General features: G+C 56.7%; 13 protein-coding genes. 7 read left to right on the top strand and 6 right to left on the bottom strand.

The window, feature by feature from the left end:
• Window positions 1–9: 9 nt before the first annotated feature.
• The 3 genes from AC2FPW_RS17910 to AC2FPW_RS17900 all read left to right on the top strand — a co-directional run bounded on the left by AC2FPW_RS17910 (window position 10) and on the right by AC2FPW_RS17900 (window position 3,424).
• Window positions 10–1,083 (top strand): 2Fe-2S iron-sulfur cluster-binding protein, encoded by a 1,074-nt coding sequence (locus AC2FPW_RS17910; RefSeq protein ID WP_496814811.1) that lies wholly within the window; start codon window positions 10–12, stop codon window positions 1,081–1,083.
• Between the two features lie 13 nt (window positions 1,084–1,096).
• Complete coding sequence (locus tag AC2FPW_RS17905; RefSeq protein ID WP_480588995.1) at window positions 1,097–1,858, top strand: Phenylacetic acid catabolic protein; 762 nt, start codon at window positions 1,097–1,099, stop codon at window positions 1,856–1,858.
• Between the two features lie 324 nt (window positions 1,859–2,182).
• Entirely contained in the window at window positions 2,183–3,424 is a 1,242-nt protein-coding gene (locus AC2FPW_RS17900; RefSeq protein WP_496814810.1) for an acyl-CoA dehydrogenase family protein, read from the top strand.
• Window positions 3,425–3,536: 112 nt separating this feature from the next.
• On the opposite strand, the gene AC2FPW_RS17895 is transcribed toward AC2FPW_RS17900, so the two are convergent.
• Window positions 3,537–4,769 (bottom strand): urate hydroxylase PuuD, encoded by a 1,233-nt coding sequence (locus tag AC2FPW_RS17895; RefSeq protein WP_267366653.1) that lies wholly within the window; start codon window positions 4,767–4,769, stop codon window positions 3,537–3,539.
• Between the two features lie 133 nt (window positions 4,770–4,902).
• A complete protein-coding gene (uraH, locus tag AC2FPW_RS17890) occupies window positions 4,903–5,256 on the bottom strand; it encodes a hydroxyisourate hydrolase (RefSeq protein ID WP_480489200.1) in 354 nt (117 codons plus the stop codon).
• Window positions 5,257–5,403: 147 nt separating this feature from the next.
• Between uraH and puuE the strand changes: the two genes are divergently transcribed.
• Genes puuE through AC2FPW_RS17875 form a run of 3 tightly spaced genes read left to right on the top strand, consistent with a single transcriptional unit; the run spans window position 5,404 to window position 8,779 of the window.
• Window positions 5,404–6,816 carry an allantoinase PuuE gene (puuE, locus tag AC2FPW_RS17885; protein WP_496814809.1) on the top strand — a complete coding sequence of 471 codons (1,413 nt, stop codon included), beginning with the start codon at window positions 5,404–5,406 and terminating at the stop codon, window positions 6,814–6,816.
• Window positions 6,813–7,298 (top strand): ureidoglycolate lyase, encoded by a 486-nt coding sequence (locus AC2FPW_RS17880; RefSeq protein WP_480484847.1) that lies wholly within the window; start codon window positions 6,813–6,815, stop codon window positions 7,296–7,298. Before puuE ends, AC2FPW_RS17880 begins: the two co-directional genes overlap by 4 nt.
• A 56-nt stretch (window positions 7,299–7,354) precedes the next feature.
• Window positions 7,355–8,779 (top strand): uracil-xanthine permease family protein, encoded by a 1,425-nt coding sequence (locus AC2FPW_RS17875; RefSeq protein ID WP_496814808.1) that lies wholly within the window; start codon window positions 7,355–7,357, stop codon window positions 8,777–8,779.
• 141 nt (window positions 8,780–8,920) lie between these two features.
• On the opposite strand, the gene bhcD is transcribed toward AC2FPW_RS17875, so the two are convergent.
• The 4 genes from bhcD to bhcA all read right to left on the bottom strand — a co-directional run bounded on the left by bhcD (window position 8,921) and on the right by bhcA (window position 13,364).
• Entirely contained in the window at window positions 8,921–9,886 is a 966-nt protein-coding gene (bhcD, locus tag AC2FPW_RS17870) for an iminosuccinate reductase BhcD (RefSeq protein ID WP_496814807.1), read from the bottom strand.
• 113 nt (window positions 9,887–9,999) lie between these two features.
• A complete protein-coding gene (gene bhcC, locus AC2FPW_RS17865) occupies window positions 10,000–11,163 on the bottom strand; it encodes a 3-hydroxy-D-aspartate aldolase BhcC (RefSeq protein WP_267366574.1) in 1,164 nt (387 codons plus the stop codon).
• Window positions 11,164–11,205: 42 nt separating this feature from the next.
• A complete protein-coding gene (bhcB, locus tag AC2FPW_RS17860) occupies window positions 11,206–12,174 on the bottom strand; it encodes a beta-hydroxyaspartate dehydratase BhcB (protein WP_267366578.1) in 969 nt (322 codons plus the stop codon).
• Window positions 12,174–13,364 (bottom strand): L-aspartate--glyoxylate aminotransferase BhcA, encoded by a 1,191-nt coding sequence (bhcA, locus tag AC2FPW_RS17855; protein ID WP_496814806.1) that lies wholly within the window; start codon window positions 13,362–13,364, stop codon window positions 12,174–12,176. Before bhcA ends, bhcB begins: the two co-directional genes overlap by 1 nt.
• A gap of 169 nt (window positions 13,365–13,533) precedes the next feature.
• Between bhcA and bhcR the strand changes: the two genes are divergently transcribed.
• Entirely contained in the window at window positions 13,534–14,382 is an 849-nt protein-coding gene (bhcR, locus tag AC2FPW_RS17850; RefSeq protein ID WP_496754834.1) for an HTH-type transcriptional regulator BhcR, read from the top strand.
• Window positions 14,383–14,601: the final 219 nt, after the last annotated feature.

Genomic DNA, 14,601 nt, shown 5'->3' with positions numbered 1-14,601 from the left:
GAGCACCGGATGGCACGTTTTCATGACCTGAAAGTCACCGACATCCACAAAACCATCCGCGATGCGGTTGTCGTGACGCTTGAGCCTGTCAACGGCGCGGCGGATCAGTTCGATTTCACCGCAGGCCAATACCTGACGTTTCGCCGCGACTTTGACGGAGAAGAGCTGCGCCGGTCCTACTCCATTTGTGCGGGCAAGGATGACGGGGTACTGCAAGTCGGGATCAAACGTGTCGAGGGCGGCGCATTCTCCAGTTGGGCCAATTCCGAGCTAAACGTCGGGGACGTTGTGCAGGCGATGCCACCGATGGGCAGCTTTCACACACCGATCGATGCTGATGCGGAAAAGCAGTATCTCGGTTTTGCTGGCGGCTCTGGCATCACGCCGGTTCTGTCGATCCTGAAGACGACACTGACCCGCGAACCCAAATCCCGCTTTACGCTGATCTACGCCAACAAGGGCATCAACACGATCATGTTCCGCGAGGAGCTGGAAGACCTGAAAAACCTCTATATGGGCCGCCTGAACGTAATCCATATTCTTGAGGCGGATGCGCAGGAAATAGACCTGTTCACCGGTCTGGTGACGCAGGAAAAATGCGCTGACTTGTTCGAACATTGGGTCGATATTCAGAACGTGGACACAGCTTTTATCTGCGGTCCCGAGCCGATGATGCTGGGGATCGCTGCCGCGCTGCGCGCGCATGGTCTTGACGACAGGCAGATCAAGTTTGAACTCTTTGCCAGCGCTCAGCCGGGCCGGGCCAAACGCAAGGAAGGTGCGGCAGATGCGGGAACGCAGGCGAACCAAACCAGTGCATCAATTACTCTTGATGGGTCCACTCAGACGATAACTCTGCCCAAGGACCAATCCATTCTGGACGCAGCCTTGGAAAATGCCATGGACGCCCCATACGCCTGTAAGGCCGGTGTCTGTTCAACCTGCCGCTGCCGCGTTCTGGAAGGCGAGGTCGAGATGCTCGCCAACCACGCGCTAGAGGATTACGAGGTTGAAAAAGGCTATGTGCTGAGCTGTCAGGCTTATCCGGTTACCGACCGCGTGGTCGTGGACTACGACCAGTAAAGGGAGAAGACCGATGACTGACACCATGACACTCGACAGCTATCTGGCCGCAGGCGGTGTGCTGACCAACCCAACCAATGTTCCGCCACGCTACCGCGCCGAACTCATGAAGCTGATGGCCACGTTCGTGGACAGCGAACTTGCCGGTGCTGCCGGATTCGCCGACATCATCAATCAGGGGCCGGGCATCAAGGAACGGATCGCAGCCGCCAGGATTGTTCTTGAGAAAACGGATCACGCCGATCAGGTTCTCAGGATAATGGGTGAGTTTGGGGCCGATACCGAGAGATATGCCACACATCATCCGTGGACGGCTCGCTTGAATCGTGACGCAGATATCGGCGCGACCCGCAGCGCACATGACATGCGCCTTGCCGTATTCAATTATCCGATCTCGGGCTGGACCGACGCGGTCATCATGAACCTGCTGATGAGCCGTGCGGTCATGGAACAATTGGCCGAGTTTTCAATGGTTTCCTACCAACCGTTGGCTGAAGCTTTCCGCAGCATCGCCCCGGTCGAAGCCCATCATGGCGCGTTGGCGTTGGAAGGTGCTGTAAAGCTTTCCAGGAACGGAGAGACAGAGCAGATGCAGGACGCGGTTAACTATTGGTGGCCCCGTGTCGCTGTATCCTTTGGTGGCGATGATCTGAAACGGTTTGAGCTTCTGAAATCGCTGGGCTTGCGCCACAATGGCAACAACGCACTGAAAGAGCGTTGGGTTCAGACAGCAGGTGCCGCCGTGAAACAGCTGGGTCTGAAACCACCGGTCTAGTTCAGTGTGAACGCCAAAGGCGGGTTGAGAGGCTATTCCGGGCGCGGGCGATGTGAAACTCGCCCGGCGGTGCAAATCTCCGAATGCGGCCCGTTCATCCCCTTAGGTATTGTTGGTCCAACAGGTTCTGAGAGCAATGACCTGACGTTTCACGCCGGCTGATTGCTGTATTGGCATTTTCCTCTTTTCATATCCGAGTGATTGCGCAAACTGAGCGTAATCAAGCGCCAGATTAAACTCACCAGAAGACAGTGCCTTGGCGGCCGTTCTGGCGCGAGCAGAGTTTGAGGACATCACCGCCACAACGCACCGGAAGGAACCGCCATGGATTTTGCCCCATCGCCGCGCGCCACGGAAATGTATGACCACCTGAAAGCGTTTATGGAGGCGCATATCTACCCGCGCATACGCGATCACAAAGAAGAAATGGCGGCAGGCGGTTTCCCGGTTTCGTTTATGGAAGATCTCAAGGCGCTGGCCCGGGCCGAAGGGTTGTGGAACTTGTTCCTGCCCAGCCTGCGCGACGATGAACCCGGCACCCGGCTGAGCAATCTGGAATACGCGCCGCTGGCCGAACTTATGGGGCAGGTGGCCTGGTCTTCGGAAGTGTTCAATTGCAGTGCGCCGGATACCGGCAACATGGAACTGTTGCACATGTTTGCTACTCCGGAACAGCGCGAGACATGGCTGGTGCCGCTGTTGAACGGTGAAATCCGATCCTCTTTTGCGATGACTGAACCGGATGTGGCCAGTTCGGACGCGACCAATATTACCACTTCAATACGGCGTGAGGGGGATGAATACGTCATCAATGGCCGCAAGTGGTTCATCACAAACGCCTGCCACCCGAACACCAGATTGTTTATCGTCATGGGTAAAACGGATCCCAACGCGGATCGGCACAAACAACAAAGCATGGTCATTGTCCCGAAGGACACGCCCGGTTTTGAGATTGTTCGCAACCCCACCATTCTGAACATGCACGACCCCGAAGGCCATGCCGAGCTGGTCTTCAAGAATGTGCGCGTTCCGGTCAGCAATCTTTTGGGCGAGGAAGGCAGCGGGTTCGCTCTGGCGCAGGCCCGGCTTGGTCCCGGTCGCATCCACCATTGCATGCGTTCGATTGGTGCGGCGGAAATGGCGCTTAACCTGATGGTCGAACGCGCGCAGGAACGGAAAGCGTTTGGCAAGCAGCTTGCAGAACAGGGCGTGATCCGCGAGTGGATCGCCAAGTCCCGGCTGGAGATCGAACAGGCGCGGTTGCTGACCCTGAAAGCAGCCTGGAAGATTGATCAGGTGGGCGCCAAAGAAGCGTTCCGAGAGATTTCATTGATCAAGGTGGTGGCACCCAATGTGCATGCTGCTGTCACGGATCGCGCGATGCAGGTCTTTGGGGCGATGGGCATGACCCCGGATACACCGCTGGCCGACAGCTATACCTGGGCACGCGCGCTGCGATATGCAGATGGTCCGGACGAGGTGCATTTGCAGGCGATTGCCAAGCAAGAGTTGAAGAACTCGAATTTTGGCATGTCGGCCCAATGGCTGACCCCGCCATCGCGCTAGGCCCGGGGCGGCATCAGGTCTTGCGCGCCCTGCTTTGTTTGAGCGGTAGAAACTGGGTATTTGTCCCGCGGCAGGGGGTAGGAAGCGAAGGACAGGACGTCCTGCGAAAATCCTACTGCCCTCTGACCTCGCGCACCCATGCGATGATGGTTTGGCGCGCTTCCACGTCCATTTGAACCGCTGAAGGCGGTGGCATGGCATGGCTGATCCCGGCCTGCAGGTAAATCTGGTCGGCGTGCCGGGCTACATCGCCCGGCGTTTCCAAATAAACTTTCTTCGGGGCCCATTTCATGGTGCCATAAACCGGCTCGCGGGCATGACACATCGAACAATTGCCCAGCACAGTGTCATAGGCTTCTTCAAACCCAGCAGCCGACGCAAATTTTTCTTCGTAAGGTGTCAATGCCCTTGCTTCGGCGTCCTCCCATGTCTCGCCGGTTCTGACAGAAGACAGCCATGCGATCACGATCATGAGGATGACAGTGACACCCCAGGTCCAGTGCGGCCCTTTCCCGGTTGCGTGCATCGTGTTGAAGTAGTGACGAATGGTCACGCCGGTCAGAAAGATTAGGCTGGCGATGATCCATGAATACTGGGTGCCAAAGGCCAGAGGATAGTGGTTCGACAGCATGAGGAACACGACAGGCAAGGTCAGGTAGTTGTTGTGCGTCGAACGCACCTTGGCGATTTTCCCATATTTGGCGTCCGGCGTTCGACCGGCCTTGAGGTCTTCCACCACGATCCGCTGGTTGGGCATGATCTGGAAGAACACATTGGCCGTCATGATGGTTGCGGTGAACGCACCCAGGTGCAAAAGCGCGGCACGACCGGTAAAAATCTGATTGTAACCCCATGACATGGCCACCAGAATCACGAAAAGCAACAGCATTAGCGCGGTGGGTTGCTCACTCAGGCGCGACTTGCACATCTGGTCGTAAAGCAGCCAGCCGATGGTCAGTGACCCGCCTGAAATCAATATCCCCTGCCACAACGCCAGGTCCGCTTTGGTCGGATCAAGCAGGAACAACTCGCCCCCGACCCAATATATGATCATGAGCAAGGCCGCACCCGAAAGCCACGTCGTATAGCTCTGCCATTTGTGCCAGGTCAGGTGCTCGGGCATACGCGCGGGTGCGACCAGATATTTGACGGTGTGATAGAACCCACCCCCGTGCACCTCCCACTCTTCGCCATAGGCCCCTTCTGGCAAGGCAGGGTTCGGCTTAAGCATCAGGTCGAGCGCGATAAAATAGAATGACGCGCCGATCCACGCCATCGCCGTGATCACATGCAGCCAGCGGACGGAAAAGGCCATCCACTCCCACAAAACAGCCAGGTCATACATGGCGTTGCTCCTACATATCCAAGTTCTTTGGCACTCTAGGCGACAGAGGTTTCATCGGGTATTGCTACGAAAGATCAAGCAGTATCAAAAATAACAATACAATGTCAGTCTACAGGATCACGCGGTGCAACGCTCAGCTGCCGCGATAGGTCGCGTAGCTGAAAGGCGAAAGTAGCAGCGGAACATGATAGTGGGCGTGTTCGGACATCCCGAACCGGATCGGGATCAAGTCCAGAAAACGCGGGCTTTCAGGTGGCACGCCAGTGGTGTCGAGGTATTCGCCCGCATGAAACATCAACTCGTATTCGCCCGTCGAGAACTCGGCCTCGGGAAGGATTTGTTCATTGGTGCGGCCGTCCTCGTTGGTGAGCAGAGTTTTCAGCAACGTGCGGTCTGTTCCGTTGATCCGAAACAACTCGATCTTCATCCCACTGGCAGGGCAGCCCCGCGCCGTATCCAGGACATGTGTTGTAAGGTAACCGGCCATTTGCACCTCTCGCTAAGTATTGCTGTTACTATTGCAATACCTTCGCGGCAGGCAAAGGCAGTCTGTCAAAAGACTGCTTACAGTATTTTTTGAAAAACATAGGTGATTGTTTGGGTTATTCGTCTTTTCAGCAAGAGGGAAATTGATGTGACGCGGTATCCACGAGACATGACCGGCTATGGCCGGCAAGTGCCAAACGCAAACTGGCCAAACGGGGCCAAAATCGCAGTTCAGATTGTCCTGAACTATGAGGAAGGCGGCGAGAACAACGTTTTGCACGGGGATGCCGCATCCGAGGCGTTTCTTTCCGAAATCACTGGTGCGGCCCCTTGGCCGGGGCAAAGGCACTGGAACATGGAATCCATTTACGAATACGGCAGCCGCACAGGGTTCTGGCGGGTGCATCGGCTTTTGCAGGACCTTCCTGTCACGGTTTATGGCGTTGCCACAGCGTTGGCCCGTGCACCGGCGCAGGTTGCGGCGATGAAGGCCGCAGGCTGGGAGATTGCCAGCCATGGCCTGAAATGGGTTGAGCACAAGGACATGGACGCGGAAGAAGAACGCGCCCAGATCCGTGAGGCGATCCAGCTTCATACCGAGGTTGTCGGCAAGCCCCCGCGTGGCTGGTACACGGGCCGCTGTTCGATGAACACGGTCGATCTGGCCGCCGCCGAAGGCGAGCTGGCCTATATTGCCGACAGCTATGCCGACGATTTGCCCTATTGGGTCAAGGCCGGTGGCAAGGATCAGTTGATCGTGCCCTACACGATGGATTGCAACGATATGCGGTTTGCAATTCAGGCGGGCTATACCAACGGCGAACAGTTTGAAAGCTATCTCAAGGACAGCTTCGACATGCTTTATGCCGAAGGCCAAGCGGGCGAGCCGAAGATGCTTTCGATCGGACTGCATTGCCGCCTCATCGGCCGCCCTGGTCGCGCCATGGCCCTGAAACGCGCACTCGACCATTTCAAGAAACATGACGGAGTCTGGTTTGCCACCCGCGAACAAATCGCCGATCATTGGGCGCAAATGCATCCGCCAAGTCAACGGCTGACCCCGTCGGAAATGGACCAGCCAACCTTTGTCGCCGAATTTGGCGGCGTGTTCGAACACAGCCCGTGGATTGCCCAGGCGGCCTTTGATCTGGAGCTGGGTCCCACGCATGACAATGCCGCAGGGGTTCACAATGCTCTGGCGCGCGTATTCCGTTCTGCCACAGCCGAGCAGCGGCTTGGCGTCCTGACAGCCCACCCGGATCTGGCAGGCAAACTTGCTGCTGCGGGTCGTCTGACCAAGGAAAGCACGGCAGAACAGGCCGGAGCAGGTCTCGACATGCTGACGGATGAAGAGCGTGCGACCTTCACGGCCTTGAACGACACCTACACGACCAAGTTCGGCTTTCCTTTTATCATTGCGGTCAAGGACAACACCAAAGCAAGCATTCTGGAGGCTTTTCACCGTCGGATAGACAGTAATCGAGACACCGAATTCGCCGAGGCCTGCCGTCAGGTCGAACGGATTGCCGAGTTGCGGCTGTTCGAGAAATTCGCGCAATGACATCCACGCTGAAACTCCGGCCACTGACCGCCGAGGCCTTTGCGCCGTTCGGCGATGTCATCGAAGTGTCTGGCGCGGTGGACAAATACATCAATCAGGGAAAATGCGCGCGATACCATGATCGCGCCCAACTGGATTTCCATGAGGGGCGCGCAGGGATCAGCGTTTTCCAATCCCAGGCCTTCGACCTGCCCATCAAACTTGAAATGGTCGAGCGTCATCCCGACGGCAGCCAGGCCTTTCTACCGCTTTCAGATAAACCCTTTGTCGTTGTCGTAGCGCCCGACAACGCGGGTGTACCGGGAGAGCCGGTTGCATTCATGACCGCGCCCGGACAGGGCGTGAATTATCATCGGAACACCTGGCACGGGGTACTGACACCGCTTCATCCCCCCGGGTTGTTCGCCGTGGTCGACCGAATAGGAAACGGGCCCAACCTTGAGGAATATTGGTTCCAGAACGCCTACACGATCACTGAATAAGGGACATTGCCGGAAGAGGGGCCGGTCCACGTAGTTTTTTTGGGAGGAAAAACGCGATGTCAGATGCAACTTTAGGGACGCCGGAGCAGCTCCGCGACCCGAACTACACCCCGCCAATTCTGAAGGCGGTCCCTTTGGGAATTCAACACGTGCTGGCGATGTTCGTTTCCAACGTCACGCCAGCCATCATCGTGTGCGGTGCGGCGGGTTTCGGGTTTGGTTCAAACAGCCCCGATTTCCCGCAGATGATTTACATGATCCAGATGTCGATGTTCTTTGCGGGCGTTGCGACACTGTTCCAGACCATTGGGCTGGGGCCTGTTGGCGCCCGCCTGCCAATCGTGCAGGGAACGTCATTTGCCTTTATTCCGATCATGATCCCGTTGGTGGTTGGTAAGGGCGTTGACGCGATTGCAGTATTGATGGGTGGCATAGTCGTTGGCGGTCTGTTTCATGCCAGCCTTGGGTTGTTCATTGGCCGTATTCGCTTTGCGCTTCCGCCCTTGGTTACCGGTCTTGTTGTCACCATGATCGGGCTTGCGCTTGTCAAGGTCGGCGTCCAGTACGCCGCAGGGGGTGTACCCGCCATCGGTACCGAAGAATACGGCTCTGGTCTGAACTGGCTTATGGCCGGAACTGTGATTGTTGTTACGCTGGGCCTGAAGTTTTTCGCCCGCGGTATGTTGTCGGTGTCGGCGGTTCTGATTGGCCTGTTGGTCGGATATGTTGTGGCATTCGCACTGGGTCAGGTAAATTTGGGCAATGTTGGGCGCGCTGCTCCGTTTGCAATGCCGAACCCATTTCACTTCGGTATCGAGTTTTCATTCGCGGCGATCATCGGGTTCTGTGCTATGTCCTTTGTATCGGCTGTTGAAACGGTCGGGGATGTGTCCGGTATCACCAAGGGGGGCGCGGGACGCGAGGCAACCGACAAGGAAATTCAGGGCGCGACTTTTGCCGATGGTCTTGGAACTGCGGTATCAGGTGTCTTCGGGGCCCTGCCGAACACGTCATTCAGTCAGAATGTCGGCCTGATTGCCATGACCGGTGTCATGAGCCGCACGGTCGTAACCATAGGTGCCCTGTTCCTGATCATATGCGGGCTTATCCCCAAGATCGGCGCGGTGATCTCATCCGTTCCGATCGAGGTTCTGGGCGGTGGTGTGATCGTGATGTTCGGTATGGTGGTTGCAGCCGGTGTCTCGATGCTGTCGGACGTGACGTGGAATCGCCGCAACATGGTGATCTTTGCGATTTCACTCAGCCTTGGTCTGGGCTTGCAGTTAGAGCCCGGCGCTTTACAGCATCTGCCCGGAACTCTCAAAGTTCTGGCGACATCCGGGATATTGCCTGCTGCGATCATTGCCATTGTCCTGAATCTGGTTCTGCCCGAAGAGCTTTCGGATGAATCGACGGAAGAGGTGTCCGGTGGAATGGCAGGCCACGGGCTGGGCTCTATCGAACAGGACGATCACGTCTGACCGGTTCGGCCCGGACTTGTAAATGAAAAAGCGGCGCGCTAATCGCGCCGCTTCTTGGTCTCAAGTCTGGCATGCTTGCCCATCGCTCACATATGTAACGCGTTACTCGACGCTCGCCTTGACGACCACAATGGGATGTCGTCAGAAATCGACCTCAATCGCGATGCCTTTCTGTACGGCCAGCTCGACAACAGATGCAGCAACCGCCAGATCCTGAAGACCGACGCCCGTGCCATCGAACAACGTGATCTGATCGTCTGATGTTCGGCCCGGATTCGTTCCGTTGATGACCGCACCCAACTGGATCAGGTCACTTTCCCTGATCAGGCCCTGTGCCACGGCGTGTTGAGCCTCGCCAATCGAAATAGACTGTGCGATTTCATCTGTGAATACGGATGCTTTGGCCAACAACGCCGTCTCGACTTCCTGCTTGCCCTTGGTGTCCGTTCCCATGCACGCGATATGCGTTCCGGGGCTGACATGGTTTGCCATCAGGGATGGTGCAAAAGCCGAGGTGATCGAGATTATGACGTCCGCCTCGGTCATGCCGTCAAGTTCGACCGCTTCAAACGGAACACCGGCTTCATTGGCGACCTTTTCAATGTTCGGCAACATATCGGGATGGTAGTTCCAGCCAAGGACCTTTTCAAAGGTGTGGGTCTCCAGCGCTGACCGAAGCTGAAAGGTTGCCTGATGCCCGGCCCCGATCATACCGATCACCCGCGCGTCCGCACGGGCAAGGTGCTTGATGGATACAGAAGAGGCCGCCGCAGTGCGCAAGGCCGTCAAAAGGTTGCCGCCAACCATCGCTGACGGTTTTCCGGTGTCAGGGTCAAAAAGAAAAACAGTGGACTGGTGATTGATCAATCCGCGCTTTTCCAGGTTATTTGGCCAATACCCCCCGGCCTTCAGGCCCAGCGTCAGCCCGGCGCGATCAAACCCGCCTTTAAAGCCGTACAGGGCGTCCTCATGCCCAATGGCTTCGCGCACGACAGGAAAGTTATAGGCGTCCCCTGCAGCCATGGAGGCAAAGACCTGTTCGACGGCTTCAAAGGCCGCGTCGCGGGTCATGAGGTTGGCGATTTCGCGCTCGGGTACGATCAGCATGTCATTCTCCACTTGGAATTCGTGCGCCCGTGCGGTTCACCGACAAAAGCGGGCGCGCACAGGCGACTGTCCGGCCATGTTTGGCCGGAGGTTTGTTCTTTGAGCATTCAAGCTCAGTACGCGCGGCCGCGGGCTGACACCGGCCACACGCATTCGACCTTGCCATTCCGGACGCCAACATACCAATCGTGCACGTTTGCGGTTGGGTCACAGTGCCCCGGCACCAGCTTCAGTTTGTCATTGACCTTGAGCGCCCCGCTTGGATCCATCACGACGCCATGTTCATCCGAACATTTGATGTATTCGACATCGTCACGCCCGAAAACAACAGGCAGACCGCTATCCACCGACTGCGCCTTCAGACCCGCATCGACAATCGCCTTGTCCGCCTTGGCATGGCTCATGACGCTGGTCAGGATGAAGAATGCGTTCTCCCACTCGCCCTGGTCGATCCGGTTGCCGTTCTCGTCCAGGATGCGACCGTAATCGGCATCCATGAACGCATAAGACCCGCATTGCAGTTCATTATACACGCCCGAGTTGGATTCGAAGTAGTAAGACCCCGTACCGCCGCCCGAGACCAGCTCACACTCGATACCCTCGGCTTTAAGACCGTCTACCGCGTCTTTGACCATCGCGATGGCGGTATCCAGTTTTTCCTTGCGTGCCTCATAGCTGTCGAGGTGTTGCATGGCGCCCTGATAGGCCTGAATTCCGCTGAATTTCAAGTTGTCTGCAGCCTCAACCGCCTTAGCGATTTCAATCACTTCGGGTGTCGTTGTGACCCCGCACCGCCCTGCGCCGCAATCGATTTCCACGAAGACTTCCAGCTGTGTTCCATGCCGGACTGCCGCCGCCGAAAGGTCGGCGACATTTTCCAGATCGTCGACACACACGATAATGCGGCTGCCCAGCTTTGGCAGGCGTGCGAGGCGGTCAATTTTGGCCGGGTCACGCACCTGGTTCGAAACCAGAACGTCCTTGATCCCACCACGAACGAAAACTTCGGCCTCGGAAACTTTCTGGCAGCAGACACCGACGGCACCACCGATTTTTTCTTGCAGCTTGGCCACGTCAACCGACTTGTGCATTTTACCATGCACGCGGTGACGCATCCCGTGCGCCTTGGCATAATCGCCCATCTTCCTGATGTTGCGTTCAAGCGCGTCGAGATCCAAAATCAGGCTGGGTGTCTGGATATCTGCTTCGTCCATGCCGGGCTTGGCCGGAATGTCGTAACCTACTTCGAACTGGTCGAGAGTGCTCATATCTTTCATCTCCGTAATCCTATACCGGGGTAGTTTTTTGTTGGGGTGTATTCAGACATTCATCCAGGGCAGCCGGTCCAGATCGACATTGCCACCTGTAACAATCAGTCCGACACGCTTGCCCTTGAAGGCGTCCGGGTTTTTGAGAACCGTGGCCAGCGGAACGGCCGAAGATGGCTCCATCACAATCCGCAGGTGCTTCCATGTCAGTTTCATCGCATCGATGATCTCTTGCTCGGAGGCTGTGTAAATCTCTGAGACGTGGTTCGATACGAAATGCCAGGTGAGATCCTTCAGCGGCACCAGCAACCCGTCAGCAATCGTCTTTGGCGCATCATCCGCGATGATATGACCGGCTTTGAAGCTGCGATAGGCGTCGTCTGCCTGTTCAGGTTCTGCGGCAATGATTGCTGTTTCTGGGGCCAGATTGGACAGGGTCAAACAGGTTCCGGATACCATGCCACCGCCGCCGATTGGCGCGACGACTGCGTCCAGACCGTCGGTCTGCTCGATAAACTCGCGCGAACAGGTGCCTTGCCCGGCGATGACCCGAGGATCGTTGTAGGGGTGAACAAAGTCACCGCCCGTAGCGGCCTGAACCTCGGCAAATGTCGCTTCGCGCGACGAGGTGGAAGGTTCGCATTCTGTAATCTTCCCTCCATAACGGCGGACCGTGTCCTTCTTTGCTTGCGGCGCTGTCCGCGGCATGACCACGTTGCAGGGAATGCCCCGTTTCATCGCCGCATAAGACAGGCACGAGGCGTGATTGCCCGAAGAATGGGTGGCGACACCTTTTTCGGCCTGTTTCTCATCCAGCCCAAAAACCGCATTGGTGGCACCTCGTACTTTGAAAGCACCCGGTTCCTGAAAGTTCTCGCATTTGAAGAACAGCTGCGCGCCTGACAGTTCGTTGAGAAAGTCCGAGGTTCGCACCGGGGTGCGGCGGATATGGGGTTTGATCCGGTCATGTGCCGCAAGCATGTCTTCATAGGTTGGGATATACATTGTGCAATCCCTCATCATGCCGCGTTCTTCTGAACGGAACCGGGATGGCCGCGATAGTATTCCTGTGCCGCGGCAACTCCGGACCCCAGGTCGATGTTCAGGCCCAGGTCAACCATGCACATCTCAGCAGTGGCGATCCCGGACAGAGCCATGACATCCGTCAGGCTGCCCAGATGCCCAATCCGGAACACCTTGCCCGCGACCTCACCAAGGCCCACGCCAAAGGCAACGCCGTATTTTTCAGCTGCGTGCGTGACAATATCCGTCGCGTTGAAGCCGTTCGGCGTGCGGATTGCGCTTACGGTATCGGAATAGACCGCCGGGCTGCTGGCACAGAGCTCCAGCCCCCACGCGCCCACAGCGGCACGGATCCCTTCGGCAATCCGGTGGTGCCGGGCAAAAACGTTCTCCAGACCTTCATTCAGCAGCATAGAGCAGGCTTGATTGAGGCCATTAATCAACCCAACAGCGGGTGTATAGGGATAAGCATTGTTGGCGTATCCCTTGGTCATGTCCCGCACGTCAAAGAATGTACGGGGCAGGGTGCCGGTTTTGGTTGCTTCCATCGCTTTCTGGCTGAAACCGACGATGGCAAGGCCAGCGGGCAACATGAAACCCTTCTGCGACCCGGTAACGGCAACATCCACGCCCCATTCATCAAACCGGAAATCCATCGACGCGATTGATGAAACGCCATCAACAAACAGCAGGGCGGGGTGTTGCGCGGCGGTCAGCGCCCTGCGCACAGCAGCGATATCCGACTTCACGCCAGTTGCCGTCTCATTATGCGTGGCGAGAACCGCCTTGATCTCATGGTTTTTGTCGGCGGCAAGGATTTCTTCGTACCGGTCAGCCGGCAGCCCATCGCCCCACGGGGTTTCGACGATCTCAACATTCAGCCCATGGCGTTGGCACATATCGATCCAGCGATGGCTGAACATGCCGTTGCGGGCCGCCAGAACCTTGTCACCGGCGGACAGCGTATTGGTCAGGGCGGTTTCCCAGCCCCCGGTGCCGGTCGACGGGAAAATGAAGACTTCGGCACTGTCGCTTTTCAGAATTTTCCGAACGCCCGCGCGCGCAGGATGCAGGATTTGCCCGAACAATGGCGAACGATGGTCGATCGTGGGCATATCGCACGCCTTGCGCAGGCTTTCCGGGATGTTCGTCGGGCCAGGGATGAAAACGGGGTTTTGAAAGCTCATGGATGGTCTCCTTGCGTCCTTGCCTGCACAATAGGTTCCAGCCGCCTGATTGGAAATTTTTTTGAAAACGCATTTCAAAATTTGTATAATGAGATTTAACTTATAGTTGTCAGTGGGTTATATTTTTCATATTATGAAACGGTCTTTCATAAATGATCAGAGAGTTTTTATGGAATCGCAAGACAATGACCCGAAGCTCCGTCGCAAGGCCCGCGGAAGACCGCGGGGGTGGGATGACAAAACCGCGCAGAATACGATCAAATCACTGGATCGGGCGATGGAGGTTTTCGAGTATCTGAGCCAGGCCCAAGGCAAAGCTCTTACTGAACTTTCAGATGAAATGCGCCAGGCACCGGCCACTGTTTATCGTATCCTCGTGACGTTGCAGGGCAGGGGCCTGGTCGAGTTCGACCATGAAGAACAGGTTTGGCACATTGGCCCGCAGGCGTTTGTGATCGGCTCGCGGTTTCTGCGCCGTACCAGTCTGGTGGAACGGGCAAGGCCGATCATGCGCAAGCTGATGGAAACCACGAGCGAGACCGCCAATTTGGGCATTGAGAAAGAAGGTCTGGTGCTGTTCCTGAGCCAGGTTGAAACACATGAAAGCATCCGGGCGTTTTTTCCCCCCGGCACATTGTCACCCATGCACGCGTCGGGCATCGGAAAAGCGTTGTTGGCCCATATGGACGAAGACAGATTGAACCGAAGGTTGGCCGCCGCGAATTTACAGGCTTTTACGGATCAGTCGATTACCAGCCCCGAGGCGTTGAAGAAAGATCTTGCAGCCATCAGATTGCGGGGTTTTTCCGTGGACAACGAAGAAAAGACTACAGGTATGCGATGCATTGCAGCACCCGTTTTCGATATGAACAGAGAGGCGGTCGCAGGGCTTTCCGTGTCCGGGCCAACCAGCCGCGTCGGAGCAACCGAAATCGAACGGCTGAGCCGCCCGGTGATGGAAGCCGCGCGCCAGTTGACGCTGGCTATTGGTGGGACAGTGGTGTCTCCGCAACCCTAAGGTTTTGCCGCCAAATTGCGGCGAATGCTGACCCCGGATCCGTCTGCCGCGCCACAACACCAACGCGCGGAGATGTGCCTCGCAAACAAAAACTGAAACGCGATTCAGATGTACCCATCTCCGGTCACCCGATTTTCAGCACCCTCTCATTACTGAGCGACTTTTTGTTTGTGTTTATTGAACTGTTGGTCGAAGAGGTTTTTGAAGGGTCCGTTTTTC

This window comes from Ruegeria sp. SATB027, assembly GCF_059613825.1.
Note: the sequence above shows the minus strand (reverse complement) of the source record. Positions and strands in the feature narration are given on the sequence as shown.

What these genes read in the sequence shown, in the direction of transcription:
- AC2FPW_RS17910 (WP_496814811.1), top strand. Translation starts at nt 10, where the DNA reads ATGGCACGTTTTCATGACCTGAAAGTCACCGACATCCACAAAACCATC.
- AC2FPW_RS17905 (WP_480588995.1), top strand. Translation starts at nt 1,097, where the DNA reads ATGACTGACACCATGACACTCGACAGCTATCTGGCCGCAGGCGGTGTG.
- AC2FPW_RS17900 (WP_496814810.1), top strand. Translation starts at nt 2,183, where the DNA reads ATGGATTTTGCCCCATCGCCGCGCGCCACGGAAATGTATGACCACCTG.
- AC2FPW_RS17895 (WP_267366653.1), bottom strand. Translation starts at nt 4,769, where the DNA reads ATGTATGACCTGGCTGTTTTGTGGGAGTGGATGGCCTTTTCCGTCCGC.
- uraH (WP_480489200.1), bottom strand. Translation starts at nt 5,256, where the DNA reads ATGGCCGGTTACCTTACAACACATGTCCTGGATACGGCGCGGGGCTGC.
- AC2FPW_RS17880 (WP_480484847.1), top strand. Translation starts at nt 6,813, where the DNA reads ATGACATCCACGCTGAAACTCCGGCCACTGACCGCCGAGGCCTTTGCG.
- AC2FPW_RS17875 (WP_496814808.1), top strand. Translation starts at nt 7,355, where the DNA reads ATGTCAGATGCAACTTTAGGGACGCCGGAGCAGCTCCGCGACCCGAAC.
- bhcD (WP_496814807.1), bottom strand. Translation starts at nt 9,886, where the DNA reads ATGCTGATCGTACCCGAGCGCGAAATCGCCAACCTCATGACCCGCGAC.
- bhcC (WP_267366574.1), bottom strand. Translation starts at nt 11,163, where the DNA reads ATGAAAGATATGAGCACTCTCGACCAGTTCGAAGTAGGTTACGACATT.
- bhcB (WP_267366578.1), bottom strand. Translation starts at nt 12,174, where the DNA reads ATGAGGGATTGCACAATGTATATCCCAACCTATGAAGACATGCTTGCG.
- bhcA (WP_496814806.1), bottom strand. Translation starts at nt 13,364, where the DNA reads ATGAGCTTTCAAAACCCCGTTTTCATCCCTGGCCCGACGAACATCCCG.
- bhcR (WP_496754834.1), top strand. Translation starts at nt 13,534, where the DNA reads ATGGAATCGCAAGACAATGACCCGAAGCTCCGTCGCAAGGCCCGCGGA.